Below are 22,063 nucleotides of genomic sequence, written 5' to 3'. Positions count from 1 at the left end.
ATGGCCCAGATGACGACCACTCCGCCGATCACGGCTTTCTCGGCGCCACCGCCGTCCGAGGCGCCCGTCAACAAACCGCGGCGCGGCCGGCGCAGCATTGTCGCCTCGATCGGGCTGCACGGCACCATGATCGTGGCCTCGCTCATCGCGATCGGCCCGATCGCCTGGGTGCTGCTCTCCTCGTTCAAGCCCGGGTACGCCGTACAGAGCAGCGAACTCACCCTGGTCAAGGACCCCACCCTGGCCAACTACGAGTACGTGCTGTTCGACACCAACTTCCCGATGTGGTTCCTCAACTCGGTGCTGGTGGCGGCGTTCACGATGCTGCTCGGCATCTTCTTCTCGGCCACCACCGGCTACGCCATGTCCCGGTTCAACTTCCCGGGCCGCCGGCCGCTGATGATGGTCTTCCTGATCACCCAGATGTTCCCGGTGGCCATCCTGATCGTGCCGATCTACACGATCATGGCGAAGCTGGGCCTGATCAACACGCTGCCGTCGCTGGTCATCGCGTACCTGACCATCGCCGTGCCGTTCTGTGCCTGGATGCTCAAGGGCTACTTCGACTCGATCCCGAACTCGCTCGACGAGGCGGCGTCGCTGGACGGCTGTGGCCCGTTCCGTACGTTCTGGACGGTGATCCTGCCGCTGGCCCGCCCGGCGATCGCGGTGACCGGCTTCTACACCTTCCTCACCGCGTGGGGCGAGGTGGCCTACGCGTCGGCCTTCATCCAGGAAGACGAGAAGTTCACCCTGGCCTACGGCATGCGCCAGTTCGTGCCCCAGTTCAATCCGCAGTGGGAATACCTGACCGCCGCGGCCATTCTGGTCACGATCCCGGCCGGAATCGTATTCCTCTTCGCCCAGAAGCATCTCGTCTCCGGCCTTACCGCCGGCGGCACGAAGGGCTGATTCGCTAAACGAATTCGTCCAGGCGTCTACCGATTCCGGTAGGCGCCTGGACGTCTTTCCCGCATCCGGGAGAACGCTCTCTCATCGTGCGGACGGCGGCCCGGCCGCCACCCGCACGATTTCGGTCAGGCGACGGTGACGGAAACCTCCGAGCGCATCGGAGCGACCGCCGTCGAGTTTCGGACCACCAACTCGGGATGGAAAAGGTACTCAGAGTGCGGCGCGCCGTGCCCGTTGATCTCGTCGACCAGGGAACGGACCGCGGCCACCGCCATGGCGGCGACCGGCTGGCGCAGCGTGGTCAGCGGCGGGTCGGTGAACGGGATCAGCGCCGAGTCGTCGAAGCCGATGACCGACACCTCCTCCGGAACCCGCAGGCCACGCCGCCGGGCGGCCCGGATCGCGCCCAGCGCCATCATGTCCGAGGCGCAGATGATGCCGGTCACGCCCTTGGCCAGCAGCCGGTCGGCGGCCACCTCGCCGCCCTCCACGCCGAACAGGGTCAGCGAGATCATCTCGTCCACCTCGGCGTCGCTCAGGCCCACCTCGCGCTTCATGGCGGTGCGGTAGCCCTGGAGCTTGCGCTGGGTGTTGATGAACCGGTTGGGGCCGGAGATCATGCCGATCCGGCGGTGCCCGAGCGCCACCAGATGGGTGACCGCCAGCTCGCCGGCGACCCGGTCGTCGCACGAGACGAACGGCGCCTCCAGCTCCTTCGCATAGCCGTTGACCAGCACGATCGGCAGCGGCCGGTCGAGCAGGCGCTGGTAGCGGGAGCGGTCCGAGGTGGTGTCGGCGGCGAGTGAGGAGATGAAGACGATGCCGGAGACCTGCCGGTCGAGGAGCATCTCCACGTACTCGTCCTCGGTGACGCCGCCCGGCGACTGGGTGCAGAGCACCGGCGTGTAGCCGTGCTGCGCCAGCGTCGACTCGATCACCTGGGCGAAGGCCGGGAAGATCGGGTTTTCCAGCTCGGGGACGACCAGGCCGACGAGGCCGGCGCTGCGCTTGCGCAATCTTTCCGGTCGTTCATACCCCAGCACGTCGAGTGCGGTCAGAACCGCTTGCCGGGTTTCAGCCGAGACGCCGGGGCGGTCATTTATGACACGCGACACCGTCGCCTCACTGACCTGAGCCTGTTTGGCGATATCGGCCATTCGCGCACGCATGGTCCCACTCTAGTGGTCTGTTGTCTGCTCGGCATGGTCCTGAAAGGTCTTCCATTCGATGCAAGACCTTGCTAACGTCCCGGCAACAAGAGCGATACAAGTAGATCGTTCGATGAACGTGCCCCGGATCGGCGGGCCGTCCCATGATCACACTACGGAGTCGATCGGGCGGCGTCCACGCCGGGGTGGTGCCTGGAAATATATAACAGTCGATCCGATACCACCGAATCGGAAGGGTGCGCAGTGGCACCGAGAAAATCTTTACACCGCCGTCTGCGACTGGGCGCCGCGCTGCTCAGTCTTTTCCTCCCGCTCGTCGCCGTGCCGGCCTCCACCGCCGTCGCGGCTCCTTCCGTTCCCAGCGACGCGGTGATCGCGAACTGGGGCTCGGACAACCCGACCTCCGGTGAGCAGTTCTACTTCGTGCTCCCGGACCGGTTCGCCAACGGCGACGCCCGCAACGACAAGGGCGGGCTCTCCGGCGACCGGCTGTCGACCGGCTACGACCCCACCGACAAGGGCTTCTACCACGGTGGCGACCTCAAAGGCGTGATGGACCGGCTGGACTACATCCAGGGCCTCGGGACCACCGCCATCTGGCTCGCCCCGGTCTTCAAGAACCGTCCCGTGCAGGGCACCGGCACCGACGTGTCGGCCGGCTACCACGGTTACTGGATCACCGACTTCACCCAGGTCGACCCGCACTTCGGCACCAACGCGGACCTGAAGAAGCTGGTCAAGCTCGCGCACCAGCGGGGCATGAAGATCTACCTGGACATCATCGTCAACCACACCGCGGACGTCATCAAGTACGCGGAGAACACCCAGACGTACGTCGACAAGGCCGACTCCCCGTACACCGACACCGACGGGCAGCCGTTCGAGGACCGCAACTACGCGGCCTCCTCGACGTTCCCGGAGACCGACGCGACGTCGTACCCGTACACCCCGGTCTTCGGCAGCACCGCGGACAGGACCGTCAAGAAGCCGTCCTGGCTGAACGACGTGAACATGTACCACAACCGCGGCGACTCCACCTTCGCCGGCGAGAACAGTGAGTACGGCGACTTCGTCGGCCTCGACGACCTCTTCACCGAGCGTCCCGAGGTGGTCGAGGGCATGACCGAGATCTACTCGGACTGGATCGCCGACACCGGCATCGACGGCTACCGCCTGGACACCGTCAAGCACTCCAACCTGGAGTTCTGGCAGCAGTGGGCGCCCGGCGTCGAGCGGGCCGCCAAGAAGGCCGGCAAGGACGACTTCTTCATGTTCGGCGAGGTCTACACCGCCGACCAGGAGATCCAGTCGACCTACGTACGCGAGGGCAAGCTCCCGGCCACGCTGGACTTCTCCTTCCAGGAGGCGGCGCGCGGCTTCGTCACCGGCAACAGCGGCGCCGACGCACTGTCCGCCCTGTATTCCAAGGACGACCTCTACACCGCCCGCAACACCGGCGCGGACCGGCTGCCCACCTTCCTCGGCAACCACGACATGGGCCGGATCGGCTCCTTCATCGCCGCCGCGGCGACCGCCGACACCCAGCTCAAGCGCGACCAGCTCGCCCACGAGCTGATGTTCCTGACCCGGGGCCAGCCGGTCGTCTACTCCGGTGACGAGCAGGGCTTCACCGGGCCGGGCGGCGACAAGGACGCCCGCCAGGACCTGTACGCGAGCAAGAGCGCGGACTACCTGGACGACGACCTGATCGGCACCGACAGCACCCACGCGGTGGACAACTACAACACGTCGCACCCGCTCTACCAGACCATCGCGGCGCTCGCGAAGCTCCGCAAGGCGAACCCGGCGCTGGTCACCGGCGTCCAGGTGACCCGGTACGCGGCCGAGGGCCAGGGCGTCTTCGCGGCCTCCCGCATCGACAGGGCCAAGCGGGGCGAGTACGTGGTCGCGTCCAACAACGCCACCACCGCGCAGACCGTCAGCTTCGCCACCTCGACGCCGAACGCCACGTTCACCGGGATCTACGGCGGCGCCACGGCGGTGACCTCGGACGCCACTGGCAAGATCACCATCACGGTTCCGGCGCTGTCCTCGGTCGTCCTCAAGGCCGGGAACGCGATCGCCGTACCCTCCGCCGCTCCGACCGTGAGCATCAGCGGCCCGAAGCCGGACGCCTCGGTCGCCACCCGCACCGAGATCGTCGCCGACGTCGTCGGCGACCCGCTGTCGACCGTGACCTTCGCGGCCCAGGCCGGAAACGGCGAATGGAAGCTGCTCGGCACCGCCGACCGCGCGCCCTACCGCGTCTACCACGACCTGACCGGGCTGGCCGGGGACACCCCGGTGCGGTACAAGGCAGTGGTGCGCGACAGCAAGGGACGGCTCGCGTCCTCGACCGTGAACATCACCGTCGGCACCCCGGAGGCCACCTCCACCGCCGGCTACGCGGTCGTGCACTACCAGCGGCCGGACGGCGAGTACGACGACCAGAACCTGTACGTGTGGGGCGACGTCGACCCGTCCATGTCCACCAGCTGGCCCAACGGTCAGCAGTTCATCGGCGCCGACTCGTACGGCCGCTTCGCCTACGTGAAGCTCAAGCCGGGCGCGAAGAGCGTCGGGTTCATCGTGGTCGACGACGACGGCGACAAGGACGTCGACGCGGACCGCAGCATCAACGTCGGCGAGAACCCGGAGATCTGGGTCAAGCAGGGCGACGCCAAGGTCTACACCTCCCGGCAGGCCGCCACCGGCGAGCCCGGCCCGGCGCAGGACACCACCAAGGCGGTCATCCACTGGAACCGCGCCGACGGGAACTACGACGGCTGGGGCATGCACGTCTGGTCCGGCGCCGCGAACCCGACCGACTGGTCGAGCCCGCTGCTCCCGGCCCGGATCGACAGCTACGGCGCGGTCTTCGAGGTGCCGCTCGCGGCCGGGGCGACCTCGCTGAGCTACATCATCCACCGCGGCGACGAGAAGGACCTGCCCGCCGACCAGTCCCTCGACTTCGCCAAGGCGGGGCACGAGGTCTGGCTGCTCGCCGGTCAGGAGAGCCGCCTGCTGCCGCTGGTCAAGACCGCCGGCGGCGGTGGCGTGGCCGACGTGACCAAGTCCGCCGCGGTCTGGCTGGACCGGGGCACGATCGCCTGGAAGACCGGCACCGGCACCACTCTGGAGCCGGTCGGGGCGGGCACCGACGGCAAGATCTACGACCTGGTCTGGTCGCCCACCGGCGGGATCGGCGTCGCGGACGGCGAGCTGACCGGGACGTACTCCTCCACGGGATTGACCGCTCAGCGCAACGGCCTCACCGAGGCGCAGCGCGAGGCGTTCCCGCACCTCTGGCAGTACGGCGCCTTCCGTACCTCTAAAAAAGATCTTGCAGAGGTTCTCAAGGGCCAGGTCGTGGTCACCGAGCGCGACGCCGCCGGCAAGCTGCTCTCGGCCACCGGCGTCCAGCTCTCCGGCGTCCTCGACGACGTCTACGGTTCCGCGACCGACGCCACCCTCGGCCCGGTCGTCAGCGGGAAGAAGGCGAGCGTCGCGGTGTGGGCGCCGACCGCCCGCGGCGTCGAGCTCGAGGTCTACGACACCGCCGGCCAGGTCTCCCCGGCCCTCGTGGAGCTGACCCGCGACGACCGCACCGGCGTCTGGTCCGGCCGCGGCGACTGGGCCGGCAAGTACTACAAGTTCCGGGTCACCGCGTGGCAGCCGGCCGCGCAGAAGATGGTCACGGCGTCGGTCACCGACCCGTACGCGGTCGCGCTGACCGCCGACTCCACCCGCAGCCGTTTCGTCAGCCTGTCCGACCCGGCGCTCGCGCCGGCCGGCTGGGCGGGCCTCAGGAAGCCGGCCGCCGTTGCACCCGCGAAGATCCAGATCTCCGAGCTGTCGGTCCGGGACTTCTCGATCGCCGACGCGTCCGTGCCCGCTTCCTCCCGCGGCACGTTCAGCGCCTTCACCCAGAAGAACACCGAAGGCATGAAGCACCTGGCCGAGCTGAGCAAGGCCGGGGTCACCCACCTGCACCTGCTGCCGGCGTTCGACTTCGCCACCATCCCGGAGAAGCGCGCCGACCAGCAGCAGCCCGCCTGTGACCTGGCGTCGCTGCCCGCCGACTCGGAGGAGCAGCAGGCCTGCATCGCCGCGGTGGCCGCGACCGACGGCTACAACTGGGGCTACGACCCGCTGCACTACACGGTTCCGGAGGGCGGCTACGCGGTCTCGCCCGACGACCGGACCAAGGAGTTCCGGTCCATGGTCGCCGGCGTCAACCAGGCCGGCCTGCGGGTGGTCATGGACGTCGTCTACAACCACACCTCGGCGGCCGGGACCGACGCCAAGTCGGTGCTCGACCAGATCGTGCCCGGCTACTACCACCGGCTGCTCGAGGACGGCACCGTCGCCAACTCCACCTGCTGCGCCAACACCGCGCCGGAGAACGCGATGATGGGCAAGCTCGTGGTCGACTCGATCGTCACGTGGGCCAAGCAGTACAAGGTCGACGGGTTCCGTTTCGACCTGATGGGCCATCACCCGAAGGAGAACATCCTGGCGGTGCGCAAGGCCCTCGACAAGCTGACCTTGGCGCGGGACGGCGTCGACGGCAAGAACATCTATGTGTACGGCGAGGGCTGGAACTTCGGTGAGGTGGCGAACGACGCCCGCTTCATCCAGGCCACCCAGCTGAACATGGGCGGCACCGGGATCGGCGTGTTCAACGACCGGCTCCGGGACGCGGTCCGTGGCGGCGGCCCGTTCGACGGCAACCCGCGCATCCAGGGCTTCGCGTCCGGCCTGGCCGGCGCCCCCAACGGCGACGCGGTCAACGGCACCGCGGCGGAGCAGAAGGCGCGCCTGCTGCACTACCAGGACCTGATCAAGGTCGGTCTGACCGGCAACCTGGCGGACTACACGTTCACCGACTCGTCCGGCGCGACCGTCAAGGGCTCGCAGGTCGACTACAACGGGGCGCCGGCCGGCTACACGGTCGACCCCGGGGAGTCGATCACCTACGTCGACGCGCACGACAACGAGATCCTGTACGACGCGCTGGCGTACAAGCTGCCCCAGGCCACCACGGCCGCGGACCGGGCACGGGCGCAGTCGGTGGCGCTGGCCACCACGGTGCTCGGGCAGGGTGTGGGCTTCGTGACCGCGGGCAGCGAGATCCTGCGTTCCAAGTCGCTGGACCGGAACTCGTTCAACTCCGGTGACTGGTTCAACCAGATCATCTGGGACTGCACGCAGGGCAACGGTTTCGGCCGGGGTCTGCCGCCCAAGGCGGACAACGAGTCGAAGTACGCCTACGCCAAGCCGCTGCTGGCCGACCCGGCCCTGGTGCCGGACTGCGCCTCGATGAACCTGTCCAACAACCTCTACCAGGAGCTGCTCAGGATCCGGAAGTCCAGCCCGGCGTTCGGTCTGGCCACCGGCTCGCAGGTGCGCCAGCGGGTGTCGTTCCCGCTGTCCGGCCTGAACGAGACCCCTGGCGTGATCACCATGACGATCGACGCCCGCGGCGTGGACCGTCAGTGGAAGTCGATCACGGTGGTCTTCAACGCCGGCACCACGGCGGCCACCCAGACGGTGCCCGCGCTGGCCGGCAAGAAGGTCGCCCTCCACCCGGTGCAGCAGGCCTCGGCCGACCCGGTCACCCGCTCCGCGTCCTTCGCGGCGGCGACCGGCACGCTCACCGTCCCCGCACGGACCGTCTCGGTCTTCGTGCAGAGCTGACCCCCGGGTCGGCGCCGGTCCCCTTCCACCCCGGCGCCGACCCGGTTCAGCACCCGATCACGGCCACCGCTCACCCGCCTGCCCCGGGTGGGCGGTGGCCGATTCCATTTCGGCCGGTTCAGCCGTTGAGGGCCGGGGTGGTGAGCCGTTCGTAGAGCTGGTGGGCCGGTTCCGGGCGGCCCAGGTGGTAGCCCTGCACGAACTTGCAGCCCATCGCCGTGAGCAGGTTCAGCTCCTCGGCGTCCTCGACGCCCTCGGCCACCACCCGCAGGCCGAGGGTGTGCCCGAGCTGCACGATGGCGCTGACCAGTTCCTGCTGGCGGCTGTTGCCGGGCAGCCCGGTGATGAACGAGCGGTCGAGCTTCAGCACGTCGACCGGGATGTCGCGGAGGTAGCCGAGCGACGAGTAGCCGGTGCCGAAGTCGTCGATGGCGATCCGTACGCCGAGGTCGCGCAGTTCCTGGAGGCGGGCCGAGGTGACCGCGACGTCCCGCATCATCACCGTCTCGGTGAGTTCCAGGACCAGGCAGTGCGGGGAGAGCCCGGTACCGGCCAGGGCGTACGCCACGTGGTCGGTGAGGTCGGGCAGGTCCAGGTGGGCGGCCGACAGGTTGACGCTGACCCAGGCGGGCGCGGTCCACGGGCTCTCCACCTGCCAGTGGCGCAGCATCCGGCAGGATTCGAGGAGGATCCACCGGTCGATCTCGATGATCATGCCGGTCTCCTCGGCGAGCGGGATGAACGAACCCGGCTGCTGGAGCCCGCGCAACGGGTCCTGCCAGCGGACCAGCGCCTCGGCGCCGGCCACCTGACCTTCCTGGACCGCGTACACCGGTTGCAGGTGCAGTCGCAGCTCGCCGCGGTGCACCGCCTCGCGCAGCCGGTTCTCCTGTTCGAGCCGGGTGAGCAGCTGCTCGTGCATCCGGTTCTCGAACACCATGAACCGGTTCTTGCCCAGGTCCTTGGCGGCGTACATGGCGACGTCGGCGTTGCGGACCACCTCGTCGGCGTCGGCGTAACGGGCCGCGTCCGGGACCACGCCGACGCTGACCGTCACCACCGCCTCCCGCCCGTGCACCACGAAGGGCCGGGCGATGGCGTCCAGGCAGGCGCGGGCCAGACTCTCCACCACCGGCGGGGTGGCGCCCTCGAGCAGGACGGCGAACTCGTCGCCGCCGAGCCGGGCCACCGTGTCGTGCGGGCGCAGGACGGAGCTCAGCCGCTCCGCCGCGGTCCGCAGCAGCAGGTCGCCGGCGTTGTGCCCGAGGCTGTCGTTGACCCGTTTGAAACCGTCCAGGTCGAGGTAGAGCAGGGCGATGTGCTCGCCGGAGGACCGGGCCCGGTTGAGCGCGTGGTCCAGCCGGTCGAGCAGCAGCTTGCGGTTGGGCAGCCCGGTGAGCCCGTCGTGCAGGGCCTGGTGGCGCAGGTCGTGTTCGAGGTCGCGCTGCCGGGTGACGTCGCGCAGCACGACGACCGCGCCGATCGGCCGGCCCGCCTTCTCCAGGGAGCTGACGTTGTACTCGACCCGGACCGTGGTGCCGTCCGGGCGCAGCAGGCGGCCCTCCCGGATGCCGCTGGTCAGCCCGTCGGCCGCCTCCGGGAAGAGCACGGTGGCCGCCCGCTGGAGCAGCCCGCCGGCGCCGAGGCCGGTGATCCGCCCGGCCGCGTCGTTGGCGAAGGTGATCCGCCCGGCCGGGTCGATGCCGCAGATGCCCTCGCCGGCGTTGGCCAGGATGCTGTCGGTGTACTCCTTGGCCAGGATCTCCCGGGCCGACAGCTCCAGCTGTTCGGCCATCGCGTTGAAGGCGCGGGCCAGCCGCCCGATCTCGTCGCGGCCGTCCGGCGGCACCCGCAGCGAGTAGTCCCCGGTACGGATGGTGCGGACCGCCGCGGTCAGCGAGGTGATCCGGCGGATCAGCGAGCCGGACAGCCCGACGCCGAGGGCCAGCACCAGCAGGATCACCACGGCGGAGCTGACCATGGTGATGGTCTGGGCCGTCCGGGTGGACGCCATCATCTGCTCGTAGATCGGGGTGTACTCGAGGATGACCGCGCCGATCCGCTTGCCGGCCTTGGTGCTCATCGGCACCACGACCTGCTTGATGCCGTCGGGATAGTCGGCGCTCGTCTCGACGAAGACGCGGGACTCGCCGTCGTCGATCGTCCTGCCGACCTCGTTGCCGAGGTCGTGGTCGAAGACCGACGCGACGTTCTCCTCGACGACGTCGCCGAGGATGTACTTGCCGGAGTCCACCACCACGGCGTCGCGGTGCTGGGTCGTGTGCATCCGCTGGAGGTAGTTGCCGAGCGCGTCGGGGCTGTAGTACAGCGGCGCCGGCACCTCGCCCTCGGTGTCGACCGCGAGGCCCAGCGCGATGTCCATGGCGACGCCCCGGGCCAGCCGTGCGGCCTCCAGCGCGGCGGCCCGCTCGGCCGAGACCGTGGTGGTCTGCCACGTGATCAGCGCGGTCGCCGCCACCATGAGAGCCACCAGGAGATAGCCCCCGAGCAGCTTCTGCCGTACGTTCATCCGCACTCCCCGAGATTCGACGCTGCCTCCCATCGGCAGGTCCCCGGGGCGGGATTAGCTGATGCCGGCCTCCACCGGCTCCTCCTGCTTCTGCCGGGTCGTCCGGCCGTGCAGGCCGATGCCGACGGCGACCAGGACCGCCACGCCGGCGACCACCCCGACCACCAGGGTGGGCAGGTCGAACAGTTTGAGGGAGCTGGCCAGCAGCACGATCACCAGCGCGGACCGGACCAGCCCGCCGGGCGCCCGCGACGAGATCCGGGAGCCGATCAGCACGCCCGGGATGGACCCGAGGATCACCGCGCCGGCGATGTCGAGGTGGAGGTCGCCGAAGAAGGCGTGGCCCAGTGCCGCGGCGGTGACCAGCGGAACCGCCTGGATCAGGTCGGTGCCGACCAGGTCGTTGGCGCGCAGCGTCGGGTAGAGCGCCAGCAGCGCCACGATGATCAGGGAGCCGGAGCCGACCGAGGTGAGGCCGACCACGAGTCCGCCCATGATCCCGATCAGCACGGTCGGTACGGGCTTGACGGTGATCGGCGCCGCCGGGCGGTTCGCGTTGCGGCGCCCGGTCCAGGCCTTGAGCAGCATGCCGCCGGCGGCCAGCAGCAGCGCCACGCCGAGGGCGATCTTGACGGAGTGCTGGACGTTCTCGTCGCTGCCGAACAGGTCCAGCAGCAGGACGCCGAGGAAGGCGGACGGGATGCTGCCGGCGCACAGCCAGGCCACCAGCCGCCAGTTCACCGTGCCGCGGCGGGCGTGCACCCAGCCGCCGAACGGTTTCATGATCGCGCTGGCGGCCAGGTCGCTGGAGATGGCGGCGACCGGGTGCACGCCGAAGAGCAGCACCAGGATGGGGGTCATCAGGGCGCCGCCGCCCATGCCGGTCAAACCGACGATGATGCCGACTCCCAGGCCGGCGAGCACCATGATCGGATCCACGCGGGGCAGCCTGCCCGACCAACACCCTCCTTGTCTACTAAATCAGTTGAGTTTGTCGAGTTTCTCGCTCGGCTGTCACCAGTTCGATGTCGGATTCCGGCAGCGGGCGGGCGAAGTGGTAGCCCTGGGCGAATCGGCCACTCGACGACCAGCCGGGCCCGGAACCCCGCGGCTCAGTCCTCCAGCGAGGCCCAGTCCAGGCCCAGCCTGCGCAGCCGGCGCAGGGCCCCGCGGTGGCGGACGCCGACGTAGACCTCCAGCCAGTCGGCGTCGTCCTCGCCGACCAGCGCCACCATGTCCGGCCCGGCGTACAGCCGGGATCGCGCGCACGGCCACCGCATCGGCCGCAGCGGCACCCGGCGCAGCGGGGCCACGATCCGCCGGGCCTGCGCCCGGTCGACGAACGCCATGCCACCGCCCCGGTCCATCGCCGCGCGGGTCAGACTCGACATCAGGAGGTACGCGGAAAGCCGCTCCCGCTCGCGCAGCGGCTGATCGCTCAGCCCGTGGTAGTAGACCGGCGGATCCTCCAGGCCGGGGTCCATCAGCAGATCGAAGGTGCCGTCCGAGGCCGTGCCGAACACCAGTGTCCGGTCCGGCCCGTCGACCGGCGGTCCCGGCAGGACACGAAGCGCGCCGCCGGACACCTCCGGGCGCCCGGCGGCCGCCTCGTGGAACGCGCGCAACGGCCCGGGCAGCCCGTCGGCCGGCTCCGGTGCGGCGGGCGGGACGTCCGAGTACCAGTCGGCGACGAACCCCCGCAGCGCGCCGACCGGATCGCCGGGCAGCAGGTCCAGCCAGTCGATCCCGGCCGGCGGGCCGTCCGGGCGGGCCAGATCCAGCAGGTGCGGCGGCAGCGGGGTGTAGAGCCGCAGACCGGCCCGCTGGAGCACACCCCGGCGGCGGGCCAGCTCGGTCACCCGCGCGGTGCCCAGTGCCAGGCAGCCGTCCGGCAGGCGGGCGAACACGTGGACCGGCAGGGCGTCGCCGCCGGTCAGCCGCCCCTCGACCAGCCGCGCGAACGGCCCGGTGACGGTCAGGTCCTCGGCGGTGCGCACGCCCCCGGTGACCACCACGGTCCCCGCGGGGCCGATGGCGAACAGGTCGCCCGCCTCGCCGTGCACCTTCGCCCGCGGCCCGGCCGTGGCGAGCGCCCCGGCCTCGGCGACGACGGACCAGAGGCGGATCCGCATGTCCTCATCGCTCATCGAAGGCTTTGCACCGTCTCCACCGTGGGGGCAACGATTCTCCGCCTGGGCCCGGGATCGGTCCTCCACGGGTGGGTGCGTGCGGGTGGCCTCCCCCTCGGCGGCCACCCGCGGACCTCGACCGTACCCGGCGTTCGTGAGCACACCACGGATCCTGGCGGGGTTCGTACCGCACCTTTACCGGATCCAGACCTTCGCGGCCGAGGATGCCGTCATGTCCGAACCGTGGCGGCTGCTGGCCGCGTTGCTGCTGCTGTTGTTGCCGGTCGCCGCCTGCACCCGGCCGGACCGGCCGGAGCTGCCCGACGGCAGCCACACGCACACCATCACGGTCGATGGGCGGGAGCGGGCCTACCGGACGTATCGTCCGGCCGCCCTCCCCGACGGGCAGGTGCCGTTGGTGCTGGTTCTGCACGGCGGGGCGGGAAGCGGAGCACAGGCCGAGAGGTCGTACGGGTGGGACGCCCGCGCCGACCGTGACGGTTTCGTGGTCGTCTATCCCGACGGGGTGAACCGCAGCTGGAATGCCGGACCAGGCTGCTGCGGCCCCGCCACCCGCGACGGCGTCGACGATGTCGCCTTCCTCGAAGCGGTCGTCGCGGAGACCGGCCGGGGTGTGCCGATCGACCCGGCCCGGGTCCGTGCGGCCGGCATGTCGAACGGGGCGATGATGGCCTACCGCCTGGCCTGCGACTCGACCGTGGTCACCGCGATCGCCCCGGTCGCCGGCATCGTGATCGGCGACTGCCCGTCCCCGGCCCCGGTCTCGGTGATCCACATACACGGCACGGAGGATCACAGCGTGCCCTGGTCCGGCGGCCCCGGAAAGCGCGACAACAACGGCACCGGCCGCGTCCCGATCCGGATCGACGGCCCACCGGTGCCCGACCTGGTCGCCGGCTGGCGCGACCGGGCAGGCTGCCCACCACCGGCCGTGCACATCACGGGCGCGGTGACCACGACCACCGCCGACTGCCCCGGCGGCCGCGTGATCGAGCTGGTCAGCGTCGCCGGCGCCGGTCACCAGTGGCCGGGCGCGACCCGCTCCGGCGCAACCGCCGAACGCCTCCTCGAACTCGACCCACCCTCCGGCGCCCTGGACGCCACCGCCACGATCGCCGACTTCTTCAGCGCCCTGACCTGACCGCCTTCCCCGTCACCACTTCCCGCCATCTCGCCAGTCGCCTCGCCCCTTCACCGCGTTCCGTCACTTCGGCGCCCTCATCGCGCGTTTCGTCACCTCTCTCACCGTGCCCTCCGGGTCATCTCGCCTCTTCGCCGCGTTCCGTCACTTCGGCGCCCTCATCGCGCGTTCGTCACTTCCCTCACCGTGCCCTCCGGGTCACCTCACCCATTCACCGCGCTTTCGGCGTCGGGGCGCCCGGTGTCGCTGGTGTTCTCGTGCGTTTCGGTGGCGGTCGTGCGGGCTCAGCCGGTGTTGGCGGCGACGGCGTGGCGGAAGGCGGTGAGGGTTCGTTCGATGTCGTCGTCGCTGGTGCGCCAGTTGCACACGGACAGGCGGATGGCGCGGCGGCCGCCCGCCATGGTGCCGCTCAGCCATGCCTCGCCGCTGTCGACCACGTGCCGCAGTATTCGGTCGGTGGTGTCGTCGTCGCCGAAGCGGAAGAGGACCTGGTTGATCACGACCTTGTTGAGCGCCTCGCAACCCGGGACGTCTGCCAGCCCGGCCGCGAAGGTCCGGGCGTGCTCGCAGCAGCGCTCCACCAGCTCGGCGACGCCACGCCGGCCCAGCGACCGCAGCGCCGCGTAGACAGGGAAGGCGCGGGCCCGCCGGGAGAATCCGGGCGTCCAGTCGATCTGGTCGCGTGGCCCGTCCGGACCGCTCTGCACCAGGTAGTCGGCCGTGGTGCTGACCGCGGCCCGGTGCGGTTCCGGGTGGGCGCAGAAGGCGATCCCACTGTCGTAGGGAACGTTCAGCCACTTGTGCGCGTCGGTCGCCCACGAGTCGGCGCGTTCCGCCCCGGCCGCGAGGTGCCGCAACCGAGGGCTGGCCAGCACCCACAGCCCGAACGCCCCGTCCACGTGCAGCCACGCCCCGGCCGCCGAGGTCAGGTCGGCGATCGCGGACAGGTCGTCGAAGGAGCCGGTGTTCACCTCACCGGCCTGCGCGCAGACGATCGCCGGCCCGCCGGTGTGCAGTTTGTCCCGCAGCGCCGCCACATCCATCCGGCCGGCGGCGTCGGCGGGCACCACGGTCAGCGACGCCGTACCGAATCCGAGCAGCCGCAGCGCCCGGTCGATCGTGGTGTGCCGCCGCGCGCTCACCACGATCCGTACGGCGGGTGCCCCGGCCAGCCCGCGTTCCTCGACGTTCCAGCCGACGCGGCGCAGCACGTGGTGCCGGGCGGCGGCCAGACAGGTCAGGTGGGCGCTCTGGCAGCCGGGTACGAAGGCGTACGAACTGCCGGGCGGCAATCTGAACAACTCCCGCAGCCACTCACCGGCCACCTCCTCGGCCACCGACGCCGCGGGCGAACAGGCGTAGAGCCCCGCGTTCTGATCCCAGACCGTGGTGAGCCAGTCGGCGGCCACCGCGGCCGGCAGTCCACCACCGATGACGAAGCCGAAGTACCGCCCACCGGGGCTGGCGATCAGTCCCGGATCGGCGGCCGCGGCCAGTTCCTCGACCACGGTCAGCGGATCCACCGGGCCGTCCGGGAGTGGCCCGCCCAGCCGCTCGCGCAACTCCTCCAGCCCGGCCGTCTCGCCGACCGGCCGCATGTCCAGCGATTCCAGCCAGTCCGCTGCGATCCGTGCGGCCCTGGCGAGCACGTCGTCGTCCACCACCTCACGGTAGGCGCTCCACCCGCACGACAGGAGCCCCACCACCCGCGATCTTGGACGTTTTGCCACCGCCCACGGTGACTAAACGTCCAAGATCGCGGGAGGAGGTGGGCGCGGTGGTGCGGCGTCCAAGATCGCGGGAGAGGGCGGCGTGCGGTGGTGAGACGTCCAAGATTGCGACGAAGCGGGGTGCACTGGTGAGACGTCCAGGATTGCGGGGGAGGCGGGTGCGGCGGTGAGGCGTCCAGGATTGCGGGGGAGACGGGAGCGGAGGTGGGGCGCCCAGGATTGCGGGGGAGGAAGGGTTCAGGGCTCGTCGTGGGCGGTGGCGCGGGCCGCGCACAGGAACGTGCCGCCGACCGCGAACGCCCCCAGCACCGCCAGCGAGATCTGCGTCTCGTGGTCGAGCTGCCGCTCGTACACCGACCGGCTCACCTCGGCCACCTGATCGTTCTCCTCCAGCACGTACTTCCCGTCCCGCTGGCCGGGCGTGCCGTCCAGGGCCATGAACGACCCCACCAGCGCCACCCAGAATCCGAAGAACACGACCGCGGCGGCGACGGCCGCCCAGATCGGTACGTGCGGCGGCACCCACGACGCCAGGCTCCAGAAGCGTCGCGGCTGGCGGGTCTGGAAGCCGCGCCGGTTCGCCAGGATCCCGGCCGCGAACGCCGGCACCGTCAGGATCGCCGCGAATCCGACCGCGATGGGGATGCCTACCGGGCGGATGCCGAATGCGAGGGACACGATGAGCCCGGCCGACCACAGCACGCCGGCACCGCACATCAGACTCAGCAGCAACAGGCCGCGACGCGAGATCATCACCGCTGACGCTAGTGTCCGCTCCCGCGCCCCGGGGCCGTTTCCGGTCAGCCGTCCACGAGCGGGGCGACCGCGCCCGTCACCCGGGAGGGGCCTCAGGCCGGGCGAATCGCCGATCTGGCCGAACTTTTTGTCCTAATCTGGAAGGATGTTCGTCCGTCGTGTGTTCGCCCTGCTCGTGATGGCCGTCCTGCTGGTGGCCGCGCCGGCCACCCCGGTCGTCGCCGCTCCCGGGCCGCCGCCGCTGCACCAGGGTCTGCTCGTCTCCGGCCAGAGCCCGAATCTGTGCCTGACCGGCGGCGCGATCGGCAGGGTCGTCGCCACCGGGGTCTGCGACCGGGCGAACCGGTTCCAGAACTTGTTCCTGACCAGCACCGGCATTCTCCGGGTGGGCCTGGACTGCATCCAGCCGGACAGCATCGCCGAGGGCGCCAAGATCCGGGTTGCGGCCTGCAACTCGCAGAACGGCCGCCAGATCTGGTGGTTCACCGTGGCTCTCCAGTCCGGCGACCGCAAGGGCCGCTGCGTCACCGAGAGCACCGTGAGCGCGGACGGCGAGCACGGCACTGTCCGGTTGAAGGCCTGTACCGGCAAACCGAATCAGAAGTGGCGCTCCCAGTCTCTGTGGTGAGGTCGCGCGGGGCCCGTGATCTATCGAGGATCGTTTATGGTTCCGGGGTGGCGGAGGACTGGTGCGGCTGGTGCGGTGAGCGGCGGGAGGTGACCGAGTTCGGTCTGCGGGTCTGGTCGGGCCGGGTCTCCGACACCTATTTCGCCCGTCACGCGTATGTCCGGGGTCACGCGGTCGTGGTCTGGCGTGGCCGGCACGTGGCCGAGCCGATCGATCTGAGCCCGGTGGAGTCGGACCTCTACCACCGTGAGGTGCTGACCGTCGCCCGGACGATCCGTGACTGTTTCCGCCCGGCGACGCTCAACTATCTGACTCTGGGGCGGCCCGGTGAGCATCTGCACACCCATGTGATCGCCCGCTACCCGGACGACGCGGGCGCCGACGGCCCGCTGCCGGTCTCGCCTCCGCCGCTGCTGGACGTGTCGGACTGGCGCGCGGACGCGGCGGCGCTGAAGGCGCTGCTGAACTGAGGCGGGAGGAGTACTCTGATACTTCTCTGCGCGGAATTGTCACGCGAAGCAGAGAGTTCCAGTATCAGAATAGGGCCTGGAGGCACGGGTGTCAAGTCTGTCAAGCGTTTCCGCCACGGAATTCGCCGAGGAGCAGCGCCACGTCACGATGATCTACACCCGGCTCGACGAGATGCGGGACCGGGAACGCACCCGCCTCGCCGAGACCTGGCGCCGGACCGGCGGCACCCCGGAGGCCCGCGCCCAGCGCGACAGCGCCGCCCGCGGCCACGCCGAGCGCCTGGCCCGGTACGACGCGGTCGAGTCCGGGCTCTGCTTCGGCCGCCTCGACCCGCACGACGGCACACCGTTGCGGATCGGGCGGATCGGCATTCACGACACCGAGGACCCGCTGCTCGTCGACTGGCGCGCTCCGGCCGCCCGTCCGTTCTACGTGGCCACCGCCGTCACCCCGTACGGCGTCGCCCGCCGCCGTCACATCCGCACGCGTGGCCGTACCGTCGTGGGCCTGGACGACGAGGTCCTCGATCCGGACGTCGCGGCAGCTGCCGCGAGTGGCACCCTGGTCGGCGAGGCCGCGCTGATGGCGGCGCTGGACGCGCACCGGACCGGCCGCATGCGCGACATCGTGGAGACCATCCAGGCCGAACAGGACCGGGTGATCCGGTCGGCGGCCGGCGGCGTGCTGGTGGTGCAGGGCGGCCCGGGCACCGGCAAGACCGCGGTGGCGCTGCACCGGGCGGCGTTCCTGCTCTACACGCACCGGGAGCAGTTCAGCGCCCGCGGTGTGCTGATCGTCGGCCCGAACCCGACGTTCCTGCGCTACATCTCGCAGGTGCTGCCGTCGCTCGCGGAGACCGGGGTGGTGCTGGCCACGCCCGGCGACCTGTTCCCGGGGGTGGACGCGCGACGGGCCGAGCCGGAGCGGGTGGCCGAGGCGAAGGGCCGCACCGCGATGGTGGAGTTCCTGGCGGAGGCGGTCCGGGACCGGCAGCGGGTGCCGGCGGCGCCGATCGAGATCGTGGTGGACCGGCACGTGTTGCGGCTGGACGCGGCCTCCTGCGAGCCGGCCCGGCGGCGGGCGCGGGCCTCCGGGCGGCTGCACAACCTGGCCCGGCCGATCTTCACCGACGGGATCCTGGACGTGCTGGCCGCGCAGGTCGCCGAGCGGATCGGTGACGACCCGTTCTGGGACGACCCGCTGGGCGAGGACGACGCGCCCGGCGAGCGGAACCTGCTGAACGTCGCGGACCTGGCCGACATCCGCGACGACCTGGCCGCCGACCCGGGCGTACGGGCGGTGCTCGACGAACTGTGGCCGGTGCTGACCCCACAGCGGTTCCTGGGCGACCTGTACGCCACCACGGGCCACCCGGATCTGCGCCGGGCGCCGGGCGGCGGCTGGACCCCGGCCGACGTGCCGTTGCTCGACGAGGCCGCCGAGCTGCTCGGGGAGGACGACAGCGCGGCCCGGGCGGCGGCCGCCCGGGAGCTGCGGACCCGGCTCGACTACGCGCAGGGGGTCCTGGACATCACGGCCGGCTCCAAGTCGTACGAGGCGGAGGCCGACGACGAGGCCGAGATCCCGAACATCGCCGACGTGATGGAGGCCGACATGCTCGCCGAGCGCCTGGCCGACCGGCGGTGGCGTTCGGCGGCCGAGCGGGCGGTGGCGGACCGGTCGTGGGCGTACGGTCACGTGATCGTCGACGAGGCGCAGGAGGTCAGCCCGATGGCGTGGCGGATGCTGATGCGCCGTTGCCCGAGCCGGTCCATGACGGTGGTCGGCGACCTGGCCCAGACCGGTGCGGGGGCCGGCGCCGAGTCGTGGTCGGAGGTGCTGTCGCCGTACGTGGCGGACCGCTGGCGGCTGGCCGAGCTGACCGTCAGCTACCGCACCCCGGCCGAGATCATGGCGTACGCCGGCCGGATGATCCCCCAGGTCGACCTGCCGCGCCCGGTCCGCTCGTCCGGTGTGGAACCGCGTGAGCTGACCGGCGACCTGTCCGGCCTGGCCGCGATCGTGGCCGCGGAGTCCGGCGGCGGCAGTCTCGCCGTGATCGTCGGCGCCGGACGGTTCGCCGAGGTCGCCGCGGTGCTGCCGGACCTGGGCCAGGACGTGGAGGAGCCGGCCGTCCTGCTGACCGTGACGCAGGCCAAGGGCCTGGAGTTCGACCACGTGGTGCTGGTCGACCCGGAGGAGATCCGGGCCGGGTCGCGGCGCGGCGTCAACGACCTCTACGTGGCCCTGACCCGCGCCACCCAGCGGCTCACGGTCTTCCGGACCGGGCCCGCGGGGTGTGCCGGCGGTAACCGCTGACCGTCGGATCGCCGGTGATCCAGAAGCGCCACGGCACGTCGTGCGCGGAGGTCACCCCGACCCGCGGCCCGGCCGAGATCGACCGCACCGGCGCGTCCGGTGGGGTCAGTGCGGCCGGGCCTCCGCCGAACAGCGGCGTGTCGTCGGCCGTCCGGGTCAGTGCCAGCACCTGCATCAGCTTGGCCGGGCCGGCGGCCAGGTCGGTGTCGCGCCGGGCGGCCGGCCGCCGGGTTCGCGCCACCTCGATCCCGTCGACCACCTCGCCGGCCCGCAGCAGCACGGCCGCCGCCTGCCCGGCTTCACCGCAGACCACGTTGGCGCAGAAGTGCATGCCGTAGATCTGGTAGACGTACAGCCGCCCGGCCGGGCCGAACATCACCGCGTTCCGGCCGGTCCGGCCGCGATGGGCGTGGCTGGCCGGGTCCTCGCCGAGCCCGCTGTAGGCCTCCACCTCGGTGAGCCGCGCGGTCACCCCGTTCGCGGTGATCCGCCAGCCGAGCAGCCGCCGCGCGGCCTCGTCGACGGCCGACGCCGGAAGATCCATCCAGTCGGTGCTCACGGCAGTGCCTCACCAGCGGCTTTCGATCTCGATTCGGGGGTACGGGTGACGCGCGCCGTCACCCGTATCGGTGGGGCCGGCACCGGCCGGGTCGACCGCGGTCAAGACTATCGGGGGCCTCCTGGTGGTCGCCCGGAGGAGATTCGGGCCTCGGCGGTGCGAATCCCGGTTCCCATCGATATAGTTCGTCGTCCTGGGAGCGGGCGGGGAGCGAACGATGCAACATGCAGGGGAAACACCGGAATCGGCGACGGCGGGGGAGGGCTCGGGACTGGGCGCGCGGCTGGCCGCGGCCGGCGTCGGGCGGGCCGAGGCGATCCCGGCCGGTCCGGAGGTGCCCGTCGACGGCGGGCCGGGCGGCACGCGTACCGATAATGGGGTCGAAAAGGGAAGAACGTCCTGGTGGCGCGGCAGTTGGGTGATCCCGTCGGCGGTCGCGGTGGTCCTGGTGGGCTGCCTGGGCGCGGCGGTGCTGCGGTTCGTGGACTTCTCCGGCCCGTCGCGGGCCGCGCAGCCGGCGCCGCGGGCCACCGAGCAGGCGGGCGCCCCGGCGCCGGCCGTGACCGGGCCGCTGGCGAGTGACCAGCCGGTGCGTGCCGACGACGACCTGGACCAGGTCTGCGGCGGCACCTTCTTCCCGGCGGCGCCGAAGCACCGGGGCGACAGCCCGCACCCGATGATGATCAGCGTGCGGGAGTCGCTGACCGCGGAGAGCCGGTTCACCCGGACGCTGAACCGCATCGCCTACGGCGGATCGGCCGCGTTGCGCCGGGCGTGGGCGCCGGCGCCGCAGCGGGCGCAGCTGGTGGCCTGCCTCGATCTGACCGGCCCGGGGAAGCCGATCCGGGCCTGCACGTCCGGCGACGAGAAGTTGTCGCTGGTGGAGGGGAAGTACCGGCTGACCGTCTACGAGGTGGCCACCCGCCGCAAGGTGGCCGAGGCGGCGCTGACCGGCGGCGACCGGGCCTGCCCCTTCGTGATCCTGACCAGTGCCGGGCCGACGCTCTACAGCGCGGTCAAGGACCAGCAACTGTACGACGTGCTGCGCACCCGCGTGGAGGGCTGAGCGCCGGCGTGTCTTAGGAGTCGGTGAGCTGATCCTTAAGGAATCCTTTCCGGGGCCGCTCGGGACGGGTGCCCGCCGCATAGTGAGGGGGCGTCCGTCCTGTCCCCCGCTCACCGAGGTGAATTCGCCGTGCCCCTCTCCGCCGCCGCCCGATTCCGGTACACCCTGGCAGCGGGATCGACAGCGGTGGTGATCGGAGCCGGCTTCCTGGTGGCCGGACTGGCGCACGGCGGCACCGGGCCGGCCCCCGATCCCCGGTCGTTGAACACCCCGCTCGCCGCCGCCGAATCCCCCGATCCGTCGACCGCGCCCTCGGCGGGCGACGTTCCGGGCACCACGGCCGCCCCGTCCGCCTCCGCTTCCCGGAAAGCGAGTCCCAAGGTGACGGTCAAGAAGACGAGCAGCAGGAAGACCGAGGCGACGGCGAGCACGGCGAAGAAGACCAGCGCGCCCGCGACCTCCGGGACGGTGGCCGAGCAGGTGCTCGCCCACATCAACGAGGCCCGGGTCGCCGAGGGGCTCGGGGCGCTCACTTTGAACACCAAGCTGTCCAAGGCCGCGGCCCTGCACACCCAGCTGATGATCGACGGCTGCGGGCTGTCGCATCAGTGCTCCGGCGAGGCCGGGCTGGGCGACCGGTTCAGTGCGCAGGGCGTCTCCTGGAGCACGGCCGGGGAGAACATCGGCTTCGGATCCAGTGGCAGCAGCGACGCGGCGATGGTCCGGGCGGCCAACGGGCTCACCGACGCCATGCTGGCCGAGGTGCCGCCGAACGACGGGCACCGCAAGAACCTGCTCAACAAGTCCTTCACCCGTATCGGGCTGAGCATCGTGCGCGACTCCAAAGGCGTCACCTGGATGACCCAGGACTTCGTAGGATAGTGAGGATCATGGCCCTGTCCGGCCGAGGTCCTTCGGCCGTAAGGTGTCGC

Annotated in this window: 15 protein-coding genes; 8 read left to right on the top strand and 7 right to left on the bottom strand. The window is 71.1% G+C overall.

What is annotated here, in order from left to right:
- Window positions 1-912, top strand: a complete 912-nt coding sequence (locus BJ964_RS00165; RefSeq protein ID WP_188118749.1) for a sugar ABC transporter permease — start codon at window positions 1-3, stop codon at window positions 910-912.
- Between the two features lie 125 nt (window positions 913-1,037).
- Here the strand turns inward: BJ964_RS00165 and BJ964_RS00160 are convergent, their stop codons facing one another.
- The gene (locus BJ964_RS00160) at window positions 1,038-2,081 is read right to left on the bottom strand and encodes a LacI family DNA-binding transcriptional regulator (protein WP_188118748.1); all 1,044 of its coding nucleotides are present in this window, start codon (window positions 2,079-2,081) and stop codon (window positions 1,038-1,040) included.
- A 243-nt stretch (window positions 2,082-2,324) separates the two neighbouring features.
- Between BJ964_RS00160 and pulA the strand changes: the two genes are divergently transcribed.
- On the top strand, window positions 2,325-7,781 hold the full coding sequence (gene pulA / locus BJ964_RS00155) for a pullulanase-type alpha-1,6-glucosidase (RefSeq protein ID WP_229807289.1): 5,457 nt from the start codon (window positions 2,325-2,327) through the stop codon (window positions 7,779-7,781).
- Window positions 7,782-7,899: 118 nt separating this feature from the next.
- Here the strand turns inward: pulA and BJ964_RS00150 are convergent, their stop codons facing one another.
- The 3 genes from BJ964_RS00150 to BJ964_RS00140 form a co-directional block, all read right to left on the bottom strand.
- Window positions 7,900-10,311 (bottom strand): EAL domain-containing protein, encoded by a 2,412-nt coding sequence (locus BJ964_RS00150; RefSeq protein WP_188118747.1) that lies wholly within the window; start codon window positions 10,309-10,311, stop codon window positions 7,900-7,902.
- Window positions 10,312-10,365: 54 nt separating this feature from the next.
- Entirely contained in the window at window positions 10,366-11,250 is an 885-nt protein-coding gene (locus tag BJ964_RS00145; protein WP_229807288.1) for a sulfite exporter TauE/SafE family protein, read from the bottom strand.
- A 173-nt stretch (window positions 11,251-11,423) separates the two neighbouring features.
- Window positions 11,424-12,458, bottom strand: a complete 1,035-nt coding sequence (locus BJ964_RS00140; protein WP_229807287.1) for a hypothetical protein — start codon at window positions 12,456-12,458, stop codon at window positions 11,424-11,426.
- A gap of 136 nt (window positions 12,459-12,594) precedes the next feature.
- On the opposite strand from BJ964_RS00140, the gene BJ964_RS00135 reads away from it, so the two are divergent.
- A complete protein-coding gene (locus BJ964_RS00135) occupies window positions 12,595-13,602 on the top strand; it encodes an alpha/beta hydrolase family esterase (protein ID WP_203832733.1) in 1,008 nt (335 codons plus the stop codon).
- 284 nt (window positions 13,603-13,886) lie between these two features.
- Here BJ964_RS00135 and BJ964_RS00130 read toward each other — a convergent pair whose 3' ends face one another.
- Window positions 13,887-15,200, bottom strand: a complete 1,314-nt coding sequence (locus BJ964_RS00130) for a pyridoxal phosphate-dependent decarboxylase family protein (protein WP_188126707.1) — start codon at window positions 15,198-15,200, stop codon at window positions 13,887-13,889.
- A gap of 369 nt (window positions 15,201-15,569) precedes the next feature.
- Window positions 15,570-16,085: a hypothetical protein gene (locus BJ964_RS00125; RefSeq protein ID WP_188118746.1), complete on the bottom strand. Its 516-nt coding sequence runs from the start codon at window positions 16,083-16,085 to the stop codon at window positions 15,570-15,572.
- A 148-nt stretch (window positions 16,086-16,233) separates the two neighbouring features.
- Between BJ964_RS00125 and BJ964_RS00120 the strand changes: the two genes are divergently transcribed.
- From BJ964_RS00120 to BJ964_RS00110, 3 genes are all read left to right on the top strand, one after another.
- Window positions 16,234-16,716: an RICIN domain-containing protein gene (locus BJ964_RS00120; protein ID WP_188118745.1), complete on the top strand. Its 483-nt coding sequence runs from the start codon at window positions 16,234-16,236 to the stop codon at window positions 16,714-16,716.
- Between the two features lie 47 nt (window positions 16,717-16,763).
- Window positions 16,764-17,186: an HIT family protein gene (locus BJ964_RS00115; protein ID WP_188118744.1), complete on the top strand. Its 423-nt coding sequence runs from the start codon at window positions 16,764-16,766 to the stop codon at window positions 17,184-17,186.
- A 148-nt stretch (window positions 17,187-17,334) separates the two neighbouring features.
- Entirely contained in the window at window positions 17,335-19,506 is a 2,172-nt protein-coding gene (locus tag BJ964_RS00110) for a HelD family protein (protein ID WP_188126706.1), read from the top strand.
- Here the strand turns inward: BJ964_RS00110 and BJ964_RS00105 are convergent.
- The gene (locus BJ964_RS00105; protein WP_188126705.1) at window positions 19,457-20,050 is read right to left on the bottom strand and encodes a DNA-3-methyladenine glycosylase; all 594 of its coding nucleotides are present in this window, start codon (window positions 20,048-20,050) and stop codon (window positions 19,457-19,459) included. The genes BJ964_RS00110 and BJ964_RS00105 overlap by 50 nt on opposite strands.
- A gap of 232 nt (window positions 20,051-20,282) precedes the next feature.
- Between BJ964_RS00105 and BJ964_RS00100 the strand changes: the two genes are divergently transcribed.
- Together BJ964_RS00100 and BJ964_RS00095 are read left to right on the top strand one after the other, a co-directional pair.
- On the top strand, window positions 20,283-21,131 hold the full coding sequence (locus tag BJ964_RS00100) for a hypothetical protein (protein ID WP_188118743.1): 849 nt from the start codon (window positions 20,283-20,285) through the stop codon (window positions 21,129-21,131).
- A gap of 129 nt (window positions 21,132-21,260) precedes the next feature.
- Complete coding sequence (locus BJ964_RS00095; protein WP_188118742.1) at window positions 21,261-22,013, top strand: CAP domain-containing protein; 753 nt, start codon at window positions 21,261-21,263, stop codon at window positions 22,011-22,013.
- Window positions 22,014-22,063 lie beyond the last annotated feature (50 nt).

The organism is Actinoplanes lobatus (assembly GCF_014205215.1).
Taxonomy (GTDB): Bacteria; Actinomycetota; Actinomycetes; order Mycobacteriales; family Micromonosporaceae; genus Actinoplanes; species Actinoplanes lobatus.
Note: the sequence above shows the minus strand (reverse complement) of the source record. Positions and strands in the feature narration are given on the sequence as shown.